This window comes from Edaphobacter sp. 12200R-103 (assembly GCF_010093025.1).
In the GTDB taxonomy this organism is placed as follows: domain Bacteria; phylum Acidobacteriota; class Terriglobia; order Terriglobales; family Acidobacteriaceae; genus Edaphobacter.
This window is the reverse complement of the sequence record NZ_CP048114.1, coordinates 3,972,477-3,990,324: the sequence shown is the minus strand read 5'-3', so window position 1 is coordinate 3,990,324 and position 17,848 is coordinate 3,972,477. Positions and strand designations below refer to the sequence as shown.

15 protein-coding genes and 1 pseudogene are annotated in these 17,848 nt (G+C 56.2%); 7 read left to right on the top strand and 9 right to left on the bottom strand.

Features of this window, described 5'->3' with window-relative positions; translation table 11 throughout:
* Positions 1-183: 183 nt before the first annotated feature.
* The 3 genes from GWR55_RS16590 to GWR55_RS16580 form a co-directional block, all read right to left on the bottom strand.
* Positions 184-783, bottom strand: a complete 600-nt coding sequence (locus tag GWR55_RS16590; protein WP_162403260.1) for an FMN-dependent NADH-azoreductase — start codon at positions 781-783, stop codon at positions 184-186.
* Between the two features lie 158 nt (positions 784-941).
* On the bottom strand, positions 942-2,393 hold the full coding sequence (locus GWR55_RS16585; RefSeq protein ID WP_162403259.1) for a coniferyl aldehyde dehydrogenase: 1,452 nt from the start codon (positions 2,391-2,393) through the stop codon (positions 942-944).
* A 324-nt stretch (positions 2,394-2,717) separates the two neighbouring features.
* A complete protein-coding gene (locus GWR55_RS16580; protein WP_162403258.1) occupies positions 2,718-4,199 on the bottom strand; it encodes a PLP-dependent aminotransferase family protein in 1,482 nt (493 codons plus the stop codon).
* A 109-nt stretch (positions 4,200-4,308) separates the two neighbouring features.
* On the opposite strand from GWR55_RS16580, the gene GWR55_RS16575 reads away from it, so the two are divergent.
* The 6 genes and pseudogenes from GWR55_RS16575 to GWR55_RS19640 all read left to right on the top strand — a co-directional run.
* Positions 4,309-4,665: a carboxymuconolactone decarboxylase family protein gene (locus GWR55_RS16575; RefSeq protein WP_162403257.1), complete on the top strand. Its 357-nt coding sequence runs from the start codon at positions 4,309-4,311 to the stop codon at positions 4,663-4,665.
* A 9-nt stretch (positions 4,666-4,674) separates the two neighbouring features.
* Positions 4,675-5,592, top strand: coding sequence for an NAD(P)H-binding protein (locus GWR55_RS16570; RefSeq protein ID WP_162403256.1), 918 nt, complete (start codon positions 4,675-4,677; stop codon positions 5,590-5,592).
* Positions 5,593-5,825: 233 nt separating this feature from the next.
* A complete protein-coding gene (locus GWR55_RS16565; RefSeq protein ID WP_202925524.1) occupies positions 5,826-6,338 on the top strand; it encodes a TIGR00730 family Rossman fold protein in 513 nt (170 codons plus the stop codon).
* 183 nt (positions 6,339-6,521) lie between these two features.
* A complete protein-coding gene (locus GWR55_RS16560) occupies positions 6,522-7,151 on the top strand; it encodes a hypothetical protein (RefSeq protein WP_162403255.1) in 630 nt (209 codons plus the stop codon).
* Positions 7,152-7,854: 703 nt separating this feature from the next.
* Entirely contained in the window at positions 7,855-12,051 is a 4,197-nt protein-coding gene (locus GWR55_RS19500; RefSeq protein ID WP_162403254.1) for an Ig-like domain-containing protein, read from the top strand.
* A gap of 225 nt (positions 12,052-12,276) precedes the next feature.
* Positions 12,277-12,330, top strand: a pseudogene (locus GWR55_RS19640) (hypothetical protein); the annotation flags it as partial.
* 90 nt (positions 12,331-12,420) lie between these two features.
* Here the strand turns inward: GWR55_RS19640 and GWR55_RS19385 are convergent.
* Both GWR55_RS19385 and GWR55_RS19635 read right to left on the bottom strand, forming a co-directional pair.
* Positions 12,421-12,714: an SDR family NAD(P)-dependent oxidoreductase gene (locus GWR55_RS19385; RefSeq protein ID WP_238398475.1), complete on the bottom strand. Its 294-nt coding sequence runs from the start codon at positions 12,712-12,714 to the stop codon at positions 12,421-12,423.
* 498 nt (positions 12,715-13,212) lie between these two features.
* Positions 13,213-13,338 carry a PEP-CTERM sorting domain-containing protein gene (locus tag GWR55_RS19635; protein ID WP_370521438.1) on the bottom strand — a complete coding sequence of 42 codons (126 nt, stop codon included), beginning with the start codon at positions 13,336-13,338 and terminating at the stop codon, positions 13,213-13,215.
* 759 nt (positions 13,339-14,097) lie between these two features.
* On the opposite strand from GWR55_RS19635, the gene GWR55_RS16535 reads away from it, so the two are divergent.
* The gene (locus tag GWR55_RS16535) at positions 14,098-14,583 is read left to right on the top strand and encodes a cupin domain-containing protein (RefSeq protein WP_202925523.1); all 486 of its coding nucleotides are present in this window, start codon (positions 14,098-14,100) and stop codon (positions 14,581-14,583) included.
* Between the two features lie 162 nt (positions 14,584-14,745).
* Here the strand turns inward: GWR55_RS16535 and GWR55_RS16530 are convergent, their stop codons facing one another.
* From GWR55_RS16530 to GWR55_RS16515, 4 genes are all read right to left on the bottom strand, one after another.
* Complete coding sequence (locus GWR55_RS16530; RefSeq protein WP_162403251.1) at positions 14,746-15,315, bottom strand: tautomerase family protein; 570 nt, start codon at positions 15,313-15,315, stop codon at positions 14,746-14,748.
* A 57-nt stretch (positions 15,316-15,372) separates the two neighbouring features.
* Complete coding sequence (locus tag GWR55_RS16525; RefSeq protein WP_162403250.1) at positions 15,373-16,116, bottom strand: pirin family protein; 744 nt, start codon at positions 16,114-16,116, stop codon at positions 15,373-15,375.
* A gap of 72 nt (positions 16,117-16,188) precedes the next feature.
* Positions 16,189-16,410 (bottom strand): rubredoxin, encoded by a 222-nt coding sequence (locus GWR55_RS16520; RefSeq protein ID WP_026386587.1) that lies wholly within the window; start codon positions 16,408-16,410, stop codon positions 16,189-16,191.
* A 16-nt stretch (positions 16,411-16,426) separates the two neighbouring features.
* On the bottom strand, positions 16,427-17,248 hold the full coding sequence (locus tag GWR55_RS16515; protein ID WP_162403249.1) for a hypothetical protein: 822 nt from the start codon (positions 17,246-17,248) through the stop codon (positions 16,427-16,429).
* Between the last annotated feature and the right edge of the window lie 600 nt (positions 17,249-17,848).

The following is a 17,848-nucleotide window of genomic DNA, read 5'->3' as shown; positions in this document are numbered from 1 at the left end:
TCATAAGTTTCCTTCTTTCTATTTGGCGGATTGCTGATGCTCGCAGGAGCGAACGCAACTTCAGTCTCGGTCTAGGAATCGTCCTTGTTGACGCCAGCGTAGTGAAGACGTCCGCATTCTCACTTCGCTCTTCCAGGAGCTTCCTCAGTGACTGAACGGAATGAAATGCTCCGTCGCACGAGTTCACTGCGCAAGTTCGTTGATCTTTGCGACTGCAGATGCAAATTCAATCTCCGCTTCCGGTTTCATCTGTTGTTCGACATGGAGAAACTTGAGATCGGACAGGCCGATGAACCCAAGTATGGCGCGCAGATACGGCTCCTGAAAGTCTAGTGGGGCTGTGGAGCTACCTGGTCCATAGGCACCGCCTCGTGTCGTGATGACCACTGCTTTCTTACCGCCCAGCAGTCCGACGGGAGTACCGGCACTAATACCAAAGGTCCTACCCATACGAACAATCTGGTCGAGCCACGCCTTGAGTGGAACAGAGATGGAATAGTTATACATGGGCGAGCCGATCACAATTGTGTCTGCTGCAAGAAGTTCTGCTATCAGTTCATCCGATGTTGATAGATAGGCTCTTTGCGCCGGGGTGAGAGTTGCTGGCTCGGCAAAGGTGGCTGCCCAATCGTCGGTGACCGGGGGAATGACGGTCGCAGCGAGATCACGGTAGATCACATTCCCGCCGGGATAATTTTTTTTCCATACTTCGATGTATTGAGCTGTCAGCCTACGCGAGATGGAATTGGCCCGGGTGCTGGAATCAATGTGAAGCAACTTCATTTTGCAAATCTCCTTGCGAAGCCTTCATTTGGCCACTGAGTGGCCAGGTACTGGAGGCCCAGTTCGACTTTGAGTGTTCTGTTGGTTGATGCGAAAACCCTCATCAAATTTCAGGTCGCCGATCTGAGTGCCGCGGCAGATATTTTCTCGATCAATTCCTACTTTGTGATTCCCTTCTCGAGAAACGCCTTAACCGGCTCGCCGAAGGGTGGACGGAAGAGGAGTGCAGCCTCGGGAGTTTTGCTCTGCCGATAGATGGCACGAGCATGACTGAAGGTGAGAAACCCTTGCTTGCCGTGATAAGCACCCATTCCAGAGGCACCAATGCCGCCGAACGGAAGACTGTGATCGAAGGCATGAGTCATACAGTCGTTTACCGTAACGCCGCCTGAGATAGTCCGATTGAGCACCTGCCGCTCTTCCGCCATGTCATTGGAAAAGTAATAGAGCGCAAGCGGGCGACTACGGGCGTTGATGAATGCGATTGCCTCATCGATCGTTTCGTAGGTGACCACTGGCAGCAACGGGCCGAATATTTCTTCCTGAAGTATGGTCATGTCGTCTGTAACTTTCAAAAGGAGGGTAGGCGCAAATCTGCGTGCGGCTACATCTGACAGGTCTTCAGAAGCGGGATTCAATTCAATTGCTTCAGCTCCTTTCAACTCCGCGTCTGCTAGCCAGTTCTTGAGCCGACTGAAATGTGTTTCGTTGACGATCGAGGTGTAGTCTGGATTCTTCTTGAGCGTCGGGTACATGGATGCCACAGCTGTTTTAGCGTCCAATACAAATTGTTCTTCAAGCTCTTTAGGCAAAAGCACGTAGTCGGGTGCGAGACAGACCTGTCCGGCATTGAAGGTCTTCGCCGTTAGAATTCTGCGAACTGCATCGCCAAGGTCGGCTGACCTTCCGATGAGGGTTGGTGACTTACCGCCGAGTTCCAGGGTTACGGGCATCAGTGAAGCTGCCGCGGCTCGCATGATCGCTGAGCCCACTTTCGTGCTACCGGTGAATATCAAGTGGTCGAACGGCAGCGCAGTGAAGGCTGCTCCAACCTCCGGGCCGCCCTGGACGACCGCTAACTCCGTTTCATCGAAGTATTGATTTGCAAGCTTAGCCATCAGAATCGAGGTAGCAGGGGTCAGTTCGGAAGGTTTCAACATAACTCGATTACCAGCCGCGATGGCATAGCCAATGGGATCAAATGCGAGGTTCCACGGAAAATTCCATGGACTTACCACACCGACGACGCCCTTCGCTTGGTACTCGACGCGTGCTTGCGCGTCAGGAAACATCGCCCCGTGGGTCTCAGGCTGCATCCAATCGCGCAGATGGAGCTTGTTGTACTTGTAGCTGTCGATAACAAACCACACGTCGGTAAGCAGCGATGCCTCGTAGCTGCGATGACCAAAATCTTCGTTCAGAGCACTTGCAATCTCGTCTCTGTTCTCGACCATGAGCGCTATGAGACGATCCGTTCGGTCGATTCGGACTTCATAGGTTGCAACTCCTTCTTCCAGGAAAGCTGCTCGCTGCCGGTCTAAAAGTGAACGCAGTTTCTCGGGAGTCGTGATCGTTGAATGCGACTCGAGTGATGTGGATGTTGTTGCCATGATTCCGCTCCTTGTGTCTCCACCCGATGTTCTGGTCCAGTCTTGCTTGCATCGGTTTACTTCTCTGCAACCGACACTAGCCCTCTATGGGGACTAGAGAAAGGTCCATAATGCAAATAGTTGCCGGTCCACTTTCGGCAATTCAAGGATGGCCACTACCAAGCGTTTACCCTCGCGTGTCCAAAAGAGCTCCAATCAACTACTTGGTTTGTCGCATCCTCTATTTGAAAAATGTGAGTGCTACGGAACAGACTCGAGTGATCCACTTAGCGCCGATGTCGTCGCTTTCACATCGATAAAGGCACTGCAGCTGAGCCCGTACGCCTAGTGCGAACGTAGTGCAGTTGCGAGGAGAGAGACGCCGCGTCGCAGCTCTGCCGAGGTGCATCCTGCGAAACCAAGCATAAGCGCCGGCGGCCGGTTGTATTTTGTTGTGAACAACGACAGCGGCTCTACTTCGAGACCGAACTTCCGTGCTTGCTGTGCGGCGTCGTGATCGGACTTCCAGGTCTTGAGCCAGCCGAGTGTACGTACACCTGCCCCTGCGCGCACAACGTCAACGAGTCCATCGAGATGTTCATCTGCGGCCGTTTTAAGAACCTCGATGCGTTCCGCATAAATCTGGCGCATTCGGCGGAGATGATGACCGAAATGGCCTTCGGTAATGAACTCAGCGAGGATGGCTTGATCGAGCGTAGGCGGATGGCGGTCGACGAAGGTGCGGGCTGATGCGAATGCTTCTACGAGGCGCTCGGGCAAGACCATGAAGCCTAGACGCAATGCATTGAATAGCATTTTCGTGAAGGTGCCGACGTAGATAACGCAACCGGAACTGTCGAGCGCCTGCAGAGCAGCGACGGGGCGACCGGAATAGCGGTACTCCGCGTCGTAGTCGTCTTCGATGATCCACGCGTTCGCGTTGGTAGCCCACCGAAGGAGGTCCAGGCGGCGATCGGCGGACATGGTGACGCCCATCGGAAATTGATTCGCGGGCGTGACGTAGGCGAGCTTTGCTTTGGATGCAAGCCTTCGCCCCGCGCTCACGATGAGGCCATCCTCGTCCACAGGTATTGGAACAATACGCGCACCCGAAGTGCGGAGCGTTTGAAGAGCACCCGAATAACCGGGGTCTTCCATCCAGACTCTATCGCCGGTAGCTAGGAGGAAGCGACCGATGAGGTCAAGGGCTTGTTGTGTGCCTGAGGTGACGATGATCTGTTCGGCTGAGCAGTGCACCCCACGTGATGCACCAACGTATTCCGCTATGGCGCGGCGGAGAGGTTGGTAGCCCGCTGCGGCGCCGTGACCGTAGAGCGAACGCGGAGCTCGACGCAAGACGCGCGAAGCAACACGCGCCCAAAGATCCACGGGGAAGAGATCAATGGCCGGTTCGTATGTGCGGAAAGCTTTGCCAATGGTGTGAGACGCGGGCAGCACTTCCACACCCTTCAGAAATTCCTTCGTGCGTTTCGGGAATGCGGCCTTTGAACTTGGAAGTGCAACAGTCGCAGGTTTGCGCGTTGGGGACAGGAATGCATCTGGAACACCCGAGGCGACGTACGTTCCTGACCCAACCTCAGTGCGCGTGTAACCCTCGGCTTGGAGCTGATCGAAGGCTACGACGACGGTTCCGCGCGAGAGCGAATACTGCGCGCCGAGGCTGCGTGTAGATGGCATGCGAGTGCCGGGCTTCAAACGTCCATCGAGAATGGCGCCGCGCAGCTCTGTGTAAAGCCAGCGCCAGAGATCCTGTTCGCCGGAGGGCGGGTTGAGTGAGAGATCCTGAAAAGTTTCTTCCTTAGACATCGCCTATTGGTGATCCCGCACAAATTCGCAGGTGGATCAGTTCCTCTTTGCATTATGGACCTTCTATCTAATCCACATAAAGCCTAGTGTTGCTAAAGGAGATAAATCGATGCAAGCAAGACTGGAAGCACAAAAGGCATCACCGGCGGCGTATCAGGCCACGGCTGGGCTGGAAAACTTTGTCCGCAAACAATCCAGGCTAGAGCCATCTTTGATTCAACTGGTGAAAATGCGTGCATCACAAATCAACGGATGCGCTTACTACGTCGACATGCACTCGAAGGATGCGCGTGCGGAGGGTGAGATGGAGCAGCGCCTCTATGCGCTCTCGACAACGGAAGGGACGCCATTCTTTACCGACCGCGAGCGCGCTGCACTGGCTCTAAGAGAAGTAATGACCTTGGTCAGGGAAGGCCATGTATATGCATTCTCACAATCTGCTCAAGCCTGGCGCTACAGCGTATAGGAGAAAGACATGGAAAATCCCATTCTGGTTACCGGCGCGGCAGGCCGCGTCGGCGCAATAGGGCGCACCGTCACCGAACTTCTGTTGAAGCAAGGCAAAGCGGTGCGTGCGATGGTGCGAGGTGAAGACGAACGTGCGCAGGCGTTGCGTAATATGGGCGCAGAGGTCGTAGTCGGTGATTTGCTCGACCTCGATTCGATGCACCGAGCAATTGCCGGAGTCGAAAGTATGTACTTCGGCATGTCGGTTTCGGATTCCTATCTGGAGGCGACCGTTAATGTCGCGGCGGTGGCGAAGCATCATGGCGTGAAGGCGTTCATCAATATGTCACAAATGACGCTGTCACAGATGAGCATTACGAAAACCACCGCGAGCCCGCAACACAAGCTGCACTGGCTCGCCGAGCAGGCGCTAAACTGGTCAGGTGTACCGGTCGTGCACGTGCGACCGACAGTATTTCTCGAAGGCCTCTTCCTGATTTTCATTTCGGAGACAGTCAGGAAATCAAATCAGATCAGACTACCGTTCGGCGAGGGCAAGACGTCGCCGGTCGCAGCTGAAGACGTTGCACGCGTGGTCGCCGCGCTGCTTGCCAATCCGCAGCCTCACATTGGCAAGATTTATCACCTGACCGGTCCACAGTCTGAAAACATGCATTTCTATGCACAAGAGTATTCGAAGGCACTTGGGCGCACGATCACCTTTCAGGACATTCTTGTCGAGCCATGGCGGGACGGACTACTCAAGAGCGGCCTGCCGGTTCACCTGGTGGATCACCTGGTAACAATGGCCGATCTGCACCGTGCGGGAGCCTACGACCGGATGTCGGAGGATGTGCTCACGTTAACCGGGCAAAATCCGCTGAGCGTACAGGAGTTCGTCAGGAAGAATGCGGCGACATTCACCGCGTCCGCGAAGGAGACCTGAGTATCTGCGGATACTCAAATTCAGCAAACCTGTCGATTGAGGTGAAGGCAAAAAAAAGCACAACAAATCGACTGTATCGTCTCAAAAACAGCCAGTAAGTCTATCAGGACATTTCCATGAGTCATTTACCAGGCAGAAAGCGGGCCAGCGCGGGACGTATCTGCGTATTTTGCGGTTCAAGCGTGGGAGCAAAACCAAAGTATCTCGCCGAAGCGAAATCGCTGGGGCAGTAGATGGCGGGTGGCGGCTGGGGCCTGGTTTATGGGGGGACATCCGTTGGGTTGATGGGCGCGACTGCTGATGCTGCTATCTCCGGTGGGGCAGAGGTGATCGGTGTACTTCCCCATGCGTTGCAAGATCGCGAGATTGCGCATCGAGGACTGACGAAGCTGCATCTGGTAGGAAGCATGCACGAACGCAAGGCGCTCATGGCGTCTTTGTCGGATGCCTTCATCGCGCTGCCCGGCGGCTACGGCACGCTTGATGAATTCTTCGAAATTGTGACCTGGGCGCAATTAAATATTCATTCCAAGCCCTGCGTCCTGATCAATACGGATGGCTACTATGACTTCCTGCTGCGATTTCTCGACCATGCGGTGAGGGAGGAATTCGTAAGGGCTACCAACATGGAGCTAGTGCAGGTGGCGAGAAACCCCGCGGAAGCCTTACGCCGGATTGAACAGCGGGATAAGTCCTTGCTCAATCAAAATGTCGGTGCGCAGGGTGCCGGCGAGCTCACATTTTAGCTTGCCGAGGAAGAGGCCCCTCTTTGGCCAGGTACCGTACTGCTCGCAGACTCGATAGAAAGAATCGGCCGCGCCTCATCCTCGGTAACCTTTCTTTTGAAAATAGGCAGCGAAAGGTCGAACCCTCTCCCTCTCTTATAAAGGTGCGTTGACAGCAAATGAGCCCTTGGGCAAGCAAAGATATTGGATGGGGGAACTGACCTGAGACTCACTACAACGCTCGGTGCGGGCGCTCATGCTGTTACCGCGACCTTCAGTGGCGACGCAAATTACCTGGCCTCTACTACGTCCTCCGGAGTAAGCATCACGGTTGCTTCTACGGATTTCACTATCGCCTCTACCGGAGCGAGTTCGCAAACCGTGATTCCCGGAGGAACGGCGAACTTTACCTACGTCCTTACGCCAACCTCCGGCGCCTATCCGGGGCCCGTGACCTTTACAGTGAGCGGTCTGCCGACGGGAGCAACCTACACACTATCGCCAAACACCGTGGCATCGAATGCAGGTCCACAGCAGGTGAAGCTGACGATCCAGGCACCCTCATCCACGGCAGGCATTTCGACGCAGAACCGGGGATGGGTGCTTGCCATACTGCTGCTGCCGTTTGCCGGTGCGCGCAGGCTGCGATCTACCTCGAAGAAGATGGCGGGCACTCTGTATATCCTGCTTGCGGTCTGTTTCTGCATCGGTATGACGGGCTGCGGCAGCGGCAATGGCTTTCTGATACAGAGCCCACGTGATTATGCCGTGACCATCACAGCCTCCTCCGGAACTATCTCCCACGCATCGACCGTTAATCTGAACGCCCAGTAACCCGAAAAGGAGAAGAATTATGCATCTGTTCAGACATAGCCTGCTCCTGCTCGGAGTTCTGCTCTTAGCCCCATCCGCAACATCGCACAAACATCGCAGCAGACATTCATTCATCGAACGCCAACTTGGAATGCGAAATCGAAGTACTCCAACCATTGCCGACATCGCCGGAAATACCATTAGCCGATCAAGTGTTGTGGCGCGATAAGATCGCGTGTGCAATCTTTAAATAGGTGCTGCTCTAACGTCTTTCATATCCATCGCGTCCGCTGATTCTAAGCCACTTAGATCCATTGGCAGGGGCCCCGAAAAGGCCGGCGGCGGTTCGATCCCGTCTCTCGGCATCCTTTAGAATCAATAACTTCCAGCTGGAAACACGCGTGATTCTCCGAGATCACTCCACACACTTTACTTTCAAGTCTCGTGTTGGGTCACGAGTGAGAATGATTGGTTTGGGGATTCAAGAGGCATCTGGACACGTTCGCGATATCGATTGTGCCTCCACTCCCGAAGTTCCTGACTAACTCTGTTTGGTCACTGAAGCCCGACTCCAAATTTGGGCCGGCCTCAGCCATGTAGCACCACACGGTGCTTTGTGTAAGGACCTCTATGGGTCCATGCTCGCAAACTGCATATAGTCATCTCGGTTACTCCAAAATCCACACCAAATCGTGGCCCAACACTCTGAGATCTGGAGACAAAGATGATGCTCCCTGCCAAGATGCGCCTCGTCCGAATCTGCGCCCATAAAATTCTCGTCACCGCCGCTCTGCTTGCCCTTCCCCTCAATCTGAGCGCTCAGGTGAAGTCCGGTGCCGACACCGCCGCCGCGCCTGCCCTCGTTCAGATCCGCACCGCAGCCGTCTCCGCCGACTCCGCAACCGTCACCGTAAGCATCCCCGGAACGCCTGAAAAGTTCTCTGCTCACCTGAACGGCAATGATGTCAGCTCCCGCTTCTCCGCCGCCGACTGCAATGGAGCAACCTGTAAAACAGCCACGCTCACGCAGGCTGACGGCCTTCGCACCGAAAAAGACATCCTCACCGTCGACGCCGGCCAGGGCATCACCGGACGCCTCCGCTTCGAGGCCAACTCCTCAGCGTCAGTTCCCTCAGCCTCCACCCTTCCGCAGCTTCGCTCTGCCTCCTCTTCCGGCGTAACGGCCAAAGGTCAGACCCTCGGCGCCGTCTATCAAACGGCTCTTCCCCCCACCGTCGCCTTCAACACCTTTCAGCCCGGCGGCTGGGAGCAGACCTCCAGTCCCTGGATCTCCGTCAACGGCACCAACTACCCCGACACGACCCCTCCCAATAACTGCTCCGGCAGCATCTTCCTCACCATCGTTCTCGACCGCCAGACCCTCGTCGAGAAGACCGCCGCCCCTGAATCCTCCCCCATGTGCATCGCCAACTCGGCCGCACTCAAGACCTATCTCTCCTCCCTCACCGACAACGACCTCGTCATCGTAGGCAACATTGCCGGCCAGTCCCCCGATGGCGGACTCGACCTCAGCGCCATCGGTGGCAACCCCTACCCGGGTACCCCCGGAGACGGGCAGTACTATCCGACCCAGATCTTTGCCGTGGGCTCTCCCGGAGCCACACCGTACACCGCCTATCAGGGCTACTACTCCGCCGGCAACGGTCACGAGGTCATCCCCGAGTTCGCCCATGGCACACTCCAGGAAGACGCCTACGGAAACTACAACTTCTACTCCGACAGCGTTGTCGAGTTCACCGTCTCCCCCAACGACCCCGGCATCGTCAACTCCTCCGCCACCGGACAGAGTGCGGTCTCCATCTCCATCCCCAACGCTGCCCCCGACGCCGTCCAGCAGAATGTCTACACCTCCCCCCAGGGATTAACCAACGGCTTCTGGATCCTTATCCTCTCGCGCAACAACATGGCTCCGGCAGGCGGCACGGGAGCTGGAACCATCTCTGCCGATGGAACCACTGAATATTTCCCGGATGGAGGCGAATTCTTCAACACCGGAAGCTCCGATCCCTCCATCTCCACGCAGTCTCTCCAGGGTCTCGCCCTCGCTCTTAGCAGCGTCAACTCCTGGCAAATTGCATTCATCGTCAGCGTCGGAACACCCATCTACGGCGGTCCCAACAACAGCCTCTGGTACGTCGGCGGAGTCAACGGGTCTTCCACCGCACCCAGCAGCCTCCCCTCCAACGGCTTCTACGAATTCGCCAGCGAACTTGAGGCCTTCGGCGGCACGCCCAATATCGTCCAATCCCTCTTCACCCCTGGGTCGACGTACACTCTTGTCGCCGCCCCTGGCATCGGAGGCCCGCTCGCCGGCGGCGACGTCGAATCTTCCAGCGCCTTCGCAGCTCAAGGCCAAACCGGCTTCGTCCACGGCATCATGCAGCGCAATCTCAACGGCCTCTACCAGCCCCATCAGACTAACCAGGAACCCGTCTCTGTCTTCGGGGTCAAAGGCGGATTCAAGAGTCCCGAGTTCAAGCTCACCGAGACCGTCCTTCAGCAGCCCGTCGATTGGCCCTCCAGCAGCACCACCACCCTGCTCTCCCAGTACGGCTGCCCCAGCTGCTTCGGGGCAAACACCATTGCAGGACAGGTTGCAGCGTATAAATACATGAGCTACTACCTCCTCACCTTCTATTACATGCAGGGCATCGCACCCAACTCCCACCTCGACGATATCCACTACTTCTTCACCGGCTCCTACAACACCTCCATCAGCTATCACACCTTCGATCCCGCCAACCTCCAGAACCCGACAAGTACCGGCTACTCCGGCCACTACCTCTGCGACTCCGTTCAGTCCGTCGTCGATCGCTACGGAAATACGGTCAATCAGTGCACCATCAACAGCTTCGTCGCCGACGGCGAAACCCTCGTCTTCACCGACACTGACTTCTACGCCGTCCAGACACAGCTTCACTACGAGGTCACGTTTCTCACCAACACCCTGCAGTTCCTCACCACGGGCTCCAACAATCTCAAATCGGTCATCGCCGCCGGCAGCTCCAACGTCGGCCTCGCGCTCACCGGCGCGGCAGCCAACGTTCTCGGCTCCGACCTCGTAGCTCCGCCCCCCCAGACCGTTGTTACCACAAGCTGGCAGAGCATCGTCCAGTTGATCGCCGGCAGCTCATCCATTCTCTCCGTCATTCCTGGACTCGAGCCTCTCGCACCGACTCTCAACGTCATCACCAAACTTGCCGGCGGGGCCAACTCGCTCATCGGCGGAGCCATGACCATCTCTGCCGATGGCGGATCCATTACCAAATCCACCACCAGCAAGTCACTCCCCAGCGCCTTCGTCGCCTTCGCGGACACCATCTCCGACCTCGCCAACGGCTCCCTTCAGGACCAGCTGGCCGGGGGCTTCGACACCATGTCCGACGCCGTCACCTCCGACTGGGGACGTCTCTCCACCATCGGGCCCATGACCGCCGACCCTTCCAACCCCGTCTTCTTCGCTCCCAACCAGGCCTCACAGCAGATCGCCATCCGCGCCGTCTCGCTCGCCGCCTCACGCAACTTCTACATGGCCCTCATGCCCGCCATGGGATACATGATCGACTACTACCCCGGCGTCCAGGGCTGGATCAATCCGCCCAGCGGCGGCGGCAACATCCCCGACATGGGCGTCTACTATACCCATGATGATTGGCACTGGTGCTCCTCCTTCTACCTCAATCCGCAGATGAACAACAACAACACCTTCAACGGCCTCGGTTCCCCCGTTGCTCTGTCTTACGTCTACTACCCCACCATCGCCGGCAACTCCAGCCCCTTCCCCATGGACCGGGCCTCGACCACCAACAACAGCACCTCCATCGACATGTACGTCATCGGCGGCAAAGTCTCCTACAAGGGCACCGACTCCACCGCTATCGGCGTCCCCAACTCCAACCTCACAAACTACCTCTTCACCAACGCCGGACTCAACCTACCCATCGACCAGTTCGTCACCCCCAACGGTCCCATGCAAAAATCTTTCAACAACATGTCCTCCAGTAGCAACCGCTCCGGCAATAGCGTCGGCTCCATCTGCCCCGCCCAGGACTATCCGACCGCCGAAGCCGGTGCCGCCCTGGGCGCCACCCAGACCACCACCGCGACCACCACCAAACTCACCGTACCCTCCACCACCATCCTCGGCGATAACATCTCCGTCACCGCGACCGTCACGGCGGGCGTCACACCCGTCGCCACCGGCAGCGTCTACTTCACCGTCGACGGTGGCAGCTCCATCAACGCCACCCTCAACACCCAGGGCATCGCCTCCACCACCATCCCTAGCTCTTCGCTTGGCAGCGGCTCGCACACCATCTCCGCGCTCTACTCCCGCGTCGATCCCTATGAGGCCTCTCTCGACACCACCACCACCAACGTCTACTCCACCGCCCCCGACATCAATCTCTCTGCCTCGGCCAGCACCATGAACGTCAGCTATGGCGCAACCTCCTCCCCCATCACCCTGCAGCTCACTTCCATGTCAGGACTCGCCGGAGCCATCAGCCTCTCCTGCTCCGGCCTGCCCGTCGGCATGACCTGCAACTTCAACCCCGCCCAGATCACACTCACCCCCGGCGGTCAGGCCACGGCCTCCATGACCATCAACGGAGGCTCCACCACTACCTCCTCCTCTTTCTGGGTTCCCGGTGCCGGACTCATCCTCCTGCCCCTCTCCCTCCTCACCCTCGTTCGCATCCGCGAGGGTGCGCGCCACATCACCGGAATCCTCTGCCTCCTCATCCTCTCCCTCGCCGGCATCGCCGGACTTACCGGGTGCAGTGGCGGAAACTCCTCCTCAAAGAGCTCCTTCCAGGAGACCGGCACCAAGATCGTCATCGTCAGCGCCACCAGCGGGACCCTCAGCCGCACCATCCCCATCCAGGTCAACATCCAGTAACCTCACCTCAACCGCTCAACCCACCCACGGAAAAGACCCGGCCAACAGCCGGGTCTTCTCACGTCAGCCTGCCATCTCATATCCCTGAGAAGTCATCCGCCAACTCTCCTCCCATTCCCCGATCCATTCATTAAGCGAGCATCCGTGCGCGAAGCGAATGCCGCGAAGGGTGATGGGTTTACCTCCACCGCTGCCCTCTTTCGCAGCTGATGACCGCAGCGGGCGGTGCTAGAACTTCTCAGTGAGGTTGGAATACGCCAGCCGGTGCAAGAAGCCCGCGAATTGATGGACAGCACATACGGCCTTCGCGCCGATGTTTTGAGCAAGTTGCTCGGCAGGCGTAATGGTGGATCTGGCAGAGCGGTTAGTTCAAGGATTGCCTGCGCCAACTTCGCGGGTCGCCGGGCTGTTGGTGATTGTTCTGCTCTGCGAAGTCTCTTGTCTTTCCAACGGTTGTTTCGTGTGCATCGATTCTGGTTTCCGTGCGGACCAGAGAGCTACCATCCATGAAATCGGTGCGAAGAAACTTGGTTCGACAACGGTTACGTGAATACCCGACGGTTTAAGTTCGGCATGGAGTGCTTCGGTTAGGCCTTCGACGGCAAACTTAGTCGATCCATATACGCCGGCGTCGTTACGAGAAAGGAGAAGGTAATGCAGCACATACCGACCAACAAGATGCTGCCGAGGGGTGGCCGCTTGAGAAAGCGGCGCGGAGCGCCGGCAGCAACGCAATCATCAAGATGATGGCCCCTAACAGGCGCGATACGATATAGGTGGCGGGTTCCTATCTATCGAAGACACTCGGATACGACTTCGCACACTGACGTTGCTTATGCGCTGGAGTGGCCTCCGTACTCGTGATGCCGTCATCCTCGAACGACACCGATTACATGGCGATAATCTCCTGCTCAACCAGGCCAAGACCGGTCAGCCCGTCTACGTTCCTCTTCCACCCAAATCGAGGGTCTCGTCGCCGGCCCGACAGGAGCCGTTATCTCCGGAGGTGAGATTCGTATTGCAAACGGTACCGGCGGTGTCAGTGCCGATGGGGGGAATACCTTCTTGCCTGCATCTCGCCGGAACTATGAGTCAATTGTCGGCAACGCAGCAGCCTGCACGAACCGACGGACCGATCGATTCAAGCAGCAAAGGCAGTGGCTAAACCAATAATCTTCGGCGGGATCGTCTGAGTTTCATCGCCACTCCCGCAATGCCTGTGCCAAATAGGGCAAGAGACGAAGGCTCAGGGACAGGGCTGGCGTCCGCGTTCTGTCTAATCGACATGGAGGAAAAACCACTCGTATTTGACCCGACCTGGAAGAAAGATGCTGGCAGATTCGATATTGAAAGAGTATTTGCGCCCCATATCTGGACCTTGCCTGATGCTGCCAGAATAGCCACTTGGTTGCACGGCGATCCGAGAGCCGTACAACTGGACGGCGTAAGAGGGCCCTCGTCCGTTGTGATGAGCGAGGGGCTCTCATAAACAAAGTTGTAATAACCGATACCCGGATTGTAATAGGTGTAGTCATAGCGAAACGATTCTGCATGGACTGCCGGACCAGTCAGGATGAATGCAACAGCGGACAACCACATCATCACGAAACGGATATACACGACGCACCTCACAAAGATTGAACTATCTGCGTTTGATGGATCGAGACTACGTCAGATTCGGCGCAGTTTATATAGGTGTCGCTACATCAAGGTCCATGTGGAATCACACAGGGCTTTATGTAGGGACCGACATATACTCCTCCTCTTCCTGGATATCGATTTGGGTTCGACTCTAGTTTCCAGATTTCTCTCTAGGAGACAAGACAATGAAGATCATCAGGACATTCTGGCAACGTGGACCGCAGGCGATAGCACCTGGAAAACGTTAGGCACACTTCAATACACCGATACTCTCGTGAAATAGCATGGAACCCAGGTTGGTAAGCACAATTCAGCCTAAATATTTAACGAACCGCGCGAGTCGCAGATGTATATCTCATCGAAACAAAGTATCGATGAGATATACATTTCTATGAGGAGGGAATAATGACTGCTAAGCTTCTACCGCGTAGCCTCACTATGGCAGAAGGGCCCGCATTCTGGTTTCTCAATAACCTATGCATCATCAAAGCGACGACAGAATCAACTGGCGGAGCTTTTTCAATGGTCTACGAGATTTCGCCACCTGGGCACGCGACTCCATATCACCTTCACCACGTTGAAGACGAGGCCTTCTATGTTCTCGACGGTGAGTTCACCTTTATCTGCGATGGTGTGAAAAGCGTTGTCGGACCAGGAGGATACATCTTCCTCCCGCGCGGCATTCCACATGGAATTCGGGTCAGCAGTCCGGTACCTGCGACGATGCTCATTTTGGCGACGCCGGGAACCGGATTTGTGGGGATGATGGAAGAAATGGCTGAGCCTGCAGCGGCACGAGTCTTACCTGAACCCAAAGAACCAGACCTGGAAAAGCTCCACAAACTTTGTGCAAAGTATCAGATTGATATTATTGGCCCTCTTCCCGCATAGAAGAGGCTACAGACAGACGAGATATATACCATACGCATCCGCACTTTGGTACATACTTGATCCTCGTCATCAGTCGTATCGGCTGTATTGTGAATGAGCTGTACTGGGGTGAAAATGACGGATGTTACGAAGGAAATACCTCTTCGAAACATCCGTGATGGTTTAGGTGGTTGCCTGCAAGGCTGAGGCAATAACCCCACCCATGTCTTCTGGATAGCCCGCTGCCCGGAGCGCGCGGCTTTTTGCGGCGAAGTAGCGTTCGACCCACATGAAACGCTCGCTCTCTTTGGAGAGACCGACAGCCGCTGAGATGGAATCCATGCCGATGGTCTTGCCGTTGGCTCCCCAATTACCTTCGGGAACCTCGTTGATGACAACCATAATGTTCGCGCCGGCATTTGGCAGCGTCTGGCAGTTCATCGTTTCGAGGATGGCAGTATTAATCCAGGAATGCACCTCCGTCTTGTGTTCGGCGTTCATATAGCCTTCTGGGATCGTGACATAGATAATGAACTTACCGGCCTTTGCCACATATGTTGAGTCGAGACGTCCACCGACGAACCAGCTCTCGGCATCGACCTCACTCATCAGAACCGTCGCGAACGCCCGCCCGGCATTTGTTCCAGCGCCACCTTCCATCATGATGAGAACGCTAGTGAGTTTCTGCGCCAAGGCCATTTTGCGATCGCGGTCGAGTTGCCCCTGGGGATAGTAGATTTGCATGATAGGCATGAGGAGTCCTTACTTAATAAGTGACCGGGTCGTTCGTCTTTTCGAACGACCACAGGTTTACATGATGGTTTCGACAATGAGAATGTCCGACTTTTCGGCTCCGGTCTGAAGAGTGATCCTATCCGTGTCCCAGACACCTACGCTGTCGCGCTTGCCGAGTAAGACACCGTCGAGCGTTGCCGAGCCTTCGACGACGAAGACGTAGGCGCCGTGATTGGGCGACTTGAGCTTGTACTCATATGTGCCGGGAGCATCACTATCGAGCCGCGAGATGCTGAGGTCCTGATCGATGGGCATAGAGCTGTTGCCGCCGACGAGAGGCACAAGCTTGTTGCGCGCGGCAATGGAGTTGAAGTGTGCGCGCTGGTATGTAGGTGGAAGCAGCAGCATGTCGGGAAGAACCCAGACGTAGATGACGTGCAGATCTTCCTGATCGATGTTGAGTTCGCAGTGCTTGCCGCCTGAACCCGCGGAGAAGGCATAGTAGTCGCCCGCCTTAAGGGTGTCCACCTTACCGAGTGTATTGATGTGGGTGAGCTCGCCGCTGAGGATGAAGGCCATAATGATGAAGTCGTGGTGAGGATGCATGTTGTAGCCGCATCCAGCGTGGGTAAAGATCTCATCACCGAAGACACGGATCTTGCCGAAGCCATGACGGCCAGTCTGGTAGTCGCCGAAGTTGAAGCTGGAGCGGCGAGTAATAAAAGCATCGGGATGGCCTGCGATGTAGGAGGCAGGTCCTCCCACAGAAACGAGCTTGTTATAGCCGCGGTCCTCGGTCTTTAAGACAAAGCTTTCCATTGTTAACTCCTTGAATGATTTTTAGAATTCTGGCTGTTGGTGAAGGGCTGTGGATCGATAACCACTACCCGACTAGAAAGTGTTCGACGCGCTGGCTTCGGGTTCTCCGGAAGCGTAAGGGATGGCCACCATTTCGAAGCGGTGCTTTGGTGTCCCGCAGTCGGGGCATACCCAGTCGTCGGGAATATCCTTCCAGCGTGTGCCAGGAGCGATTCCGTGTTCGGGCAGCCCCATCTGTTCGTCATAGAGGAAGCCGCAGCCCAGGCAGAGATAGCGTGCGAATGGATCGTTCATAGGGTGTCTCCTTGGTTTAGGTAAAAAGTGGTGGGGTAGAACGTTCTTCGTGCAAGGCTGCAACCGGAACAAACGAGTGATTGCAGGAATCGCACCCGTCCGCGCTCTTGAAGCGGCAGACCCGTTTTTGGCTGAGGAGCGTGAGATCGGCGTTGCTGTTGTCGCAGGTAAGCCCATAGCGCTCCGCGAGAGAATGCACGAGATCGCGTAGCCATTCTGCGCTGTGAGGCGCAAGACGGATGCCGTGGATCATCGAATGGAGATCGATGGGTAGGTCGATCCCGCAGGAGGGGCCAGGAGAGAAGATTTTCTGGCCGCCGGTCTGCAACATGAGGAGACGGACCTCTCTCTCGTCGCGCAACTCGTAATCCTTGTGTAGTGCGGGGAAAAAGACATTGCCGGTGGGCATTACCGAGACAGCGAAGTCAATGTACTGCACTGCAGAGATGTAGAGCCTTTGCGGCGCACGAGAGACCGCGGCTTGAAGCCCCTTTACGGTGGACCGAATCGCGATCTGCGCTTTGCCTCCTCCGCAGCCCTCCCACTTGGAATGAAATGCGGAGCCGCTTGAGTACCAGCAACTGGTAAAGATTGCGGTTTGCACACTGGACATGAGACCGAAGGAACGGCGCACCATCTCGGCTGGGATGCCAGAACGGAGACCGAGCATTACCTGGCTCTCAACGTCGATAGAGGTAGTGGCCAGACTGTCGGCGCGGGTGAGGTGAATGGCGCTGCTGTCGAGTAGATCGAGAAGTTCAGCAACCGAAAGATATTGCCAGATCACGGTGTCGTCTGCCGGAGCAGGAGGAATCTCGGGATGGTCAGTATAGGGCATAGAACCTCGTGGAGTGCTTCCTGAAGGGGGTGGCTTGCAGCTGTAGTCTGGAGATTAGCCACTTGGACGCACCGGAACTATCCGTGTCGCTACACGGGCGGCCGTGCGTTTCTACATGGTGTCCTGAGGTAGAAGTGCTAGGCGAGCCGCGTCGCATCCATCAGGTTGCGGATCTGCCATACGGCTGACTTATGCGGGCGCACAGCATGCTCCGAGGGCAAGTTCGCGCAATTCCCTTTGGTAAAACGGGGAAGACGTTCGAAGTATGTAGATACAAGCTTGATCGACGTCGCGGTTATGTAGCACCACACGCATGTGCCGTGTGATGACACTCATTGTTTGAGTTCTCCTCAAACCTTACTGTGAGTCCATACGGCTTGCCCTCTGGGGTTGCTGCACATTCGCCAACGTGCAGAGGCCGAAACCTTTGGAGAGACCCACTATGAAAATGCCAAGATGCGTCGTCTTTGTGGCTGCCTGCGCGTGTGCTCTGGGAGTTGTGCCAGGAGCGACACAGGAAGCTTGTGCAAACGAAACTTCTACAACAATTACAACCATCCATCACTGGAGGGCCTCGGACGAAATCACCTTCTCCGGAGC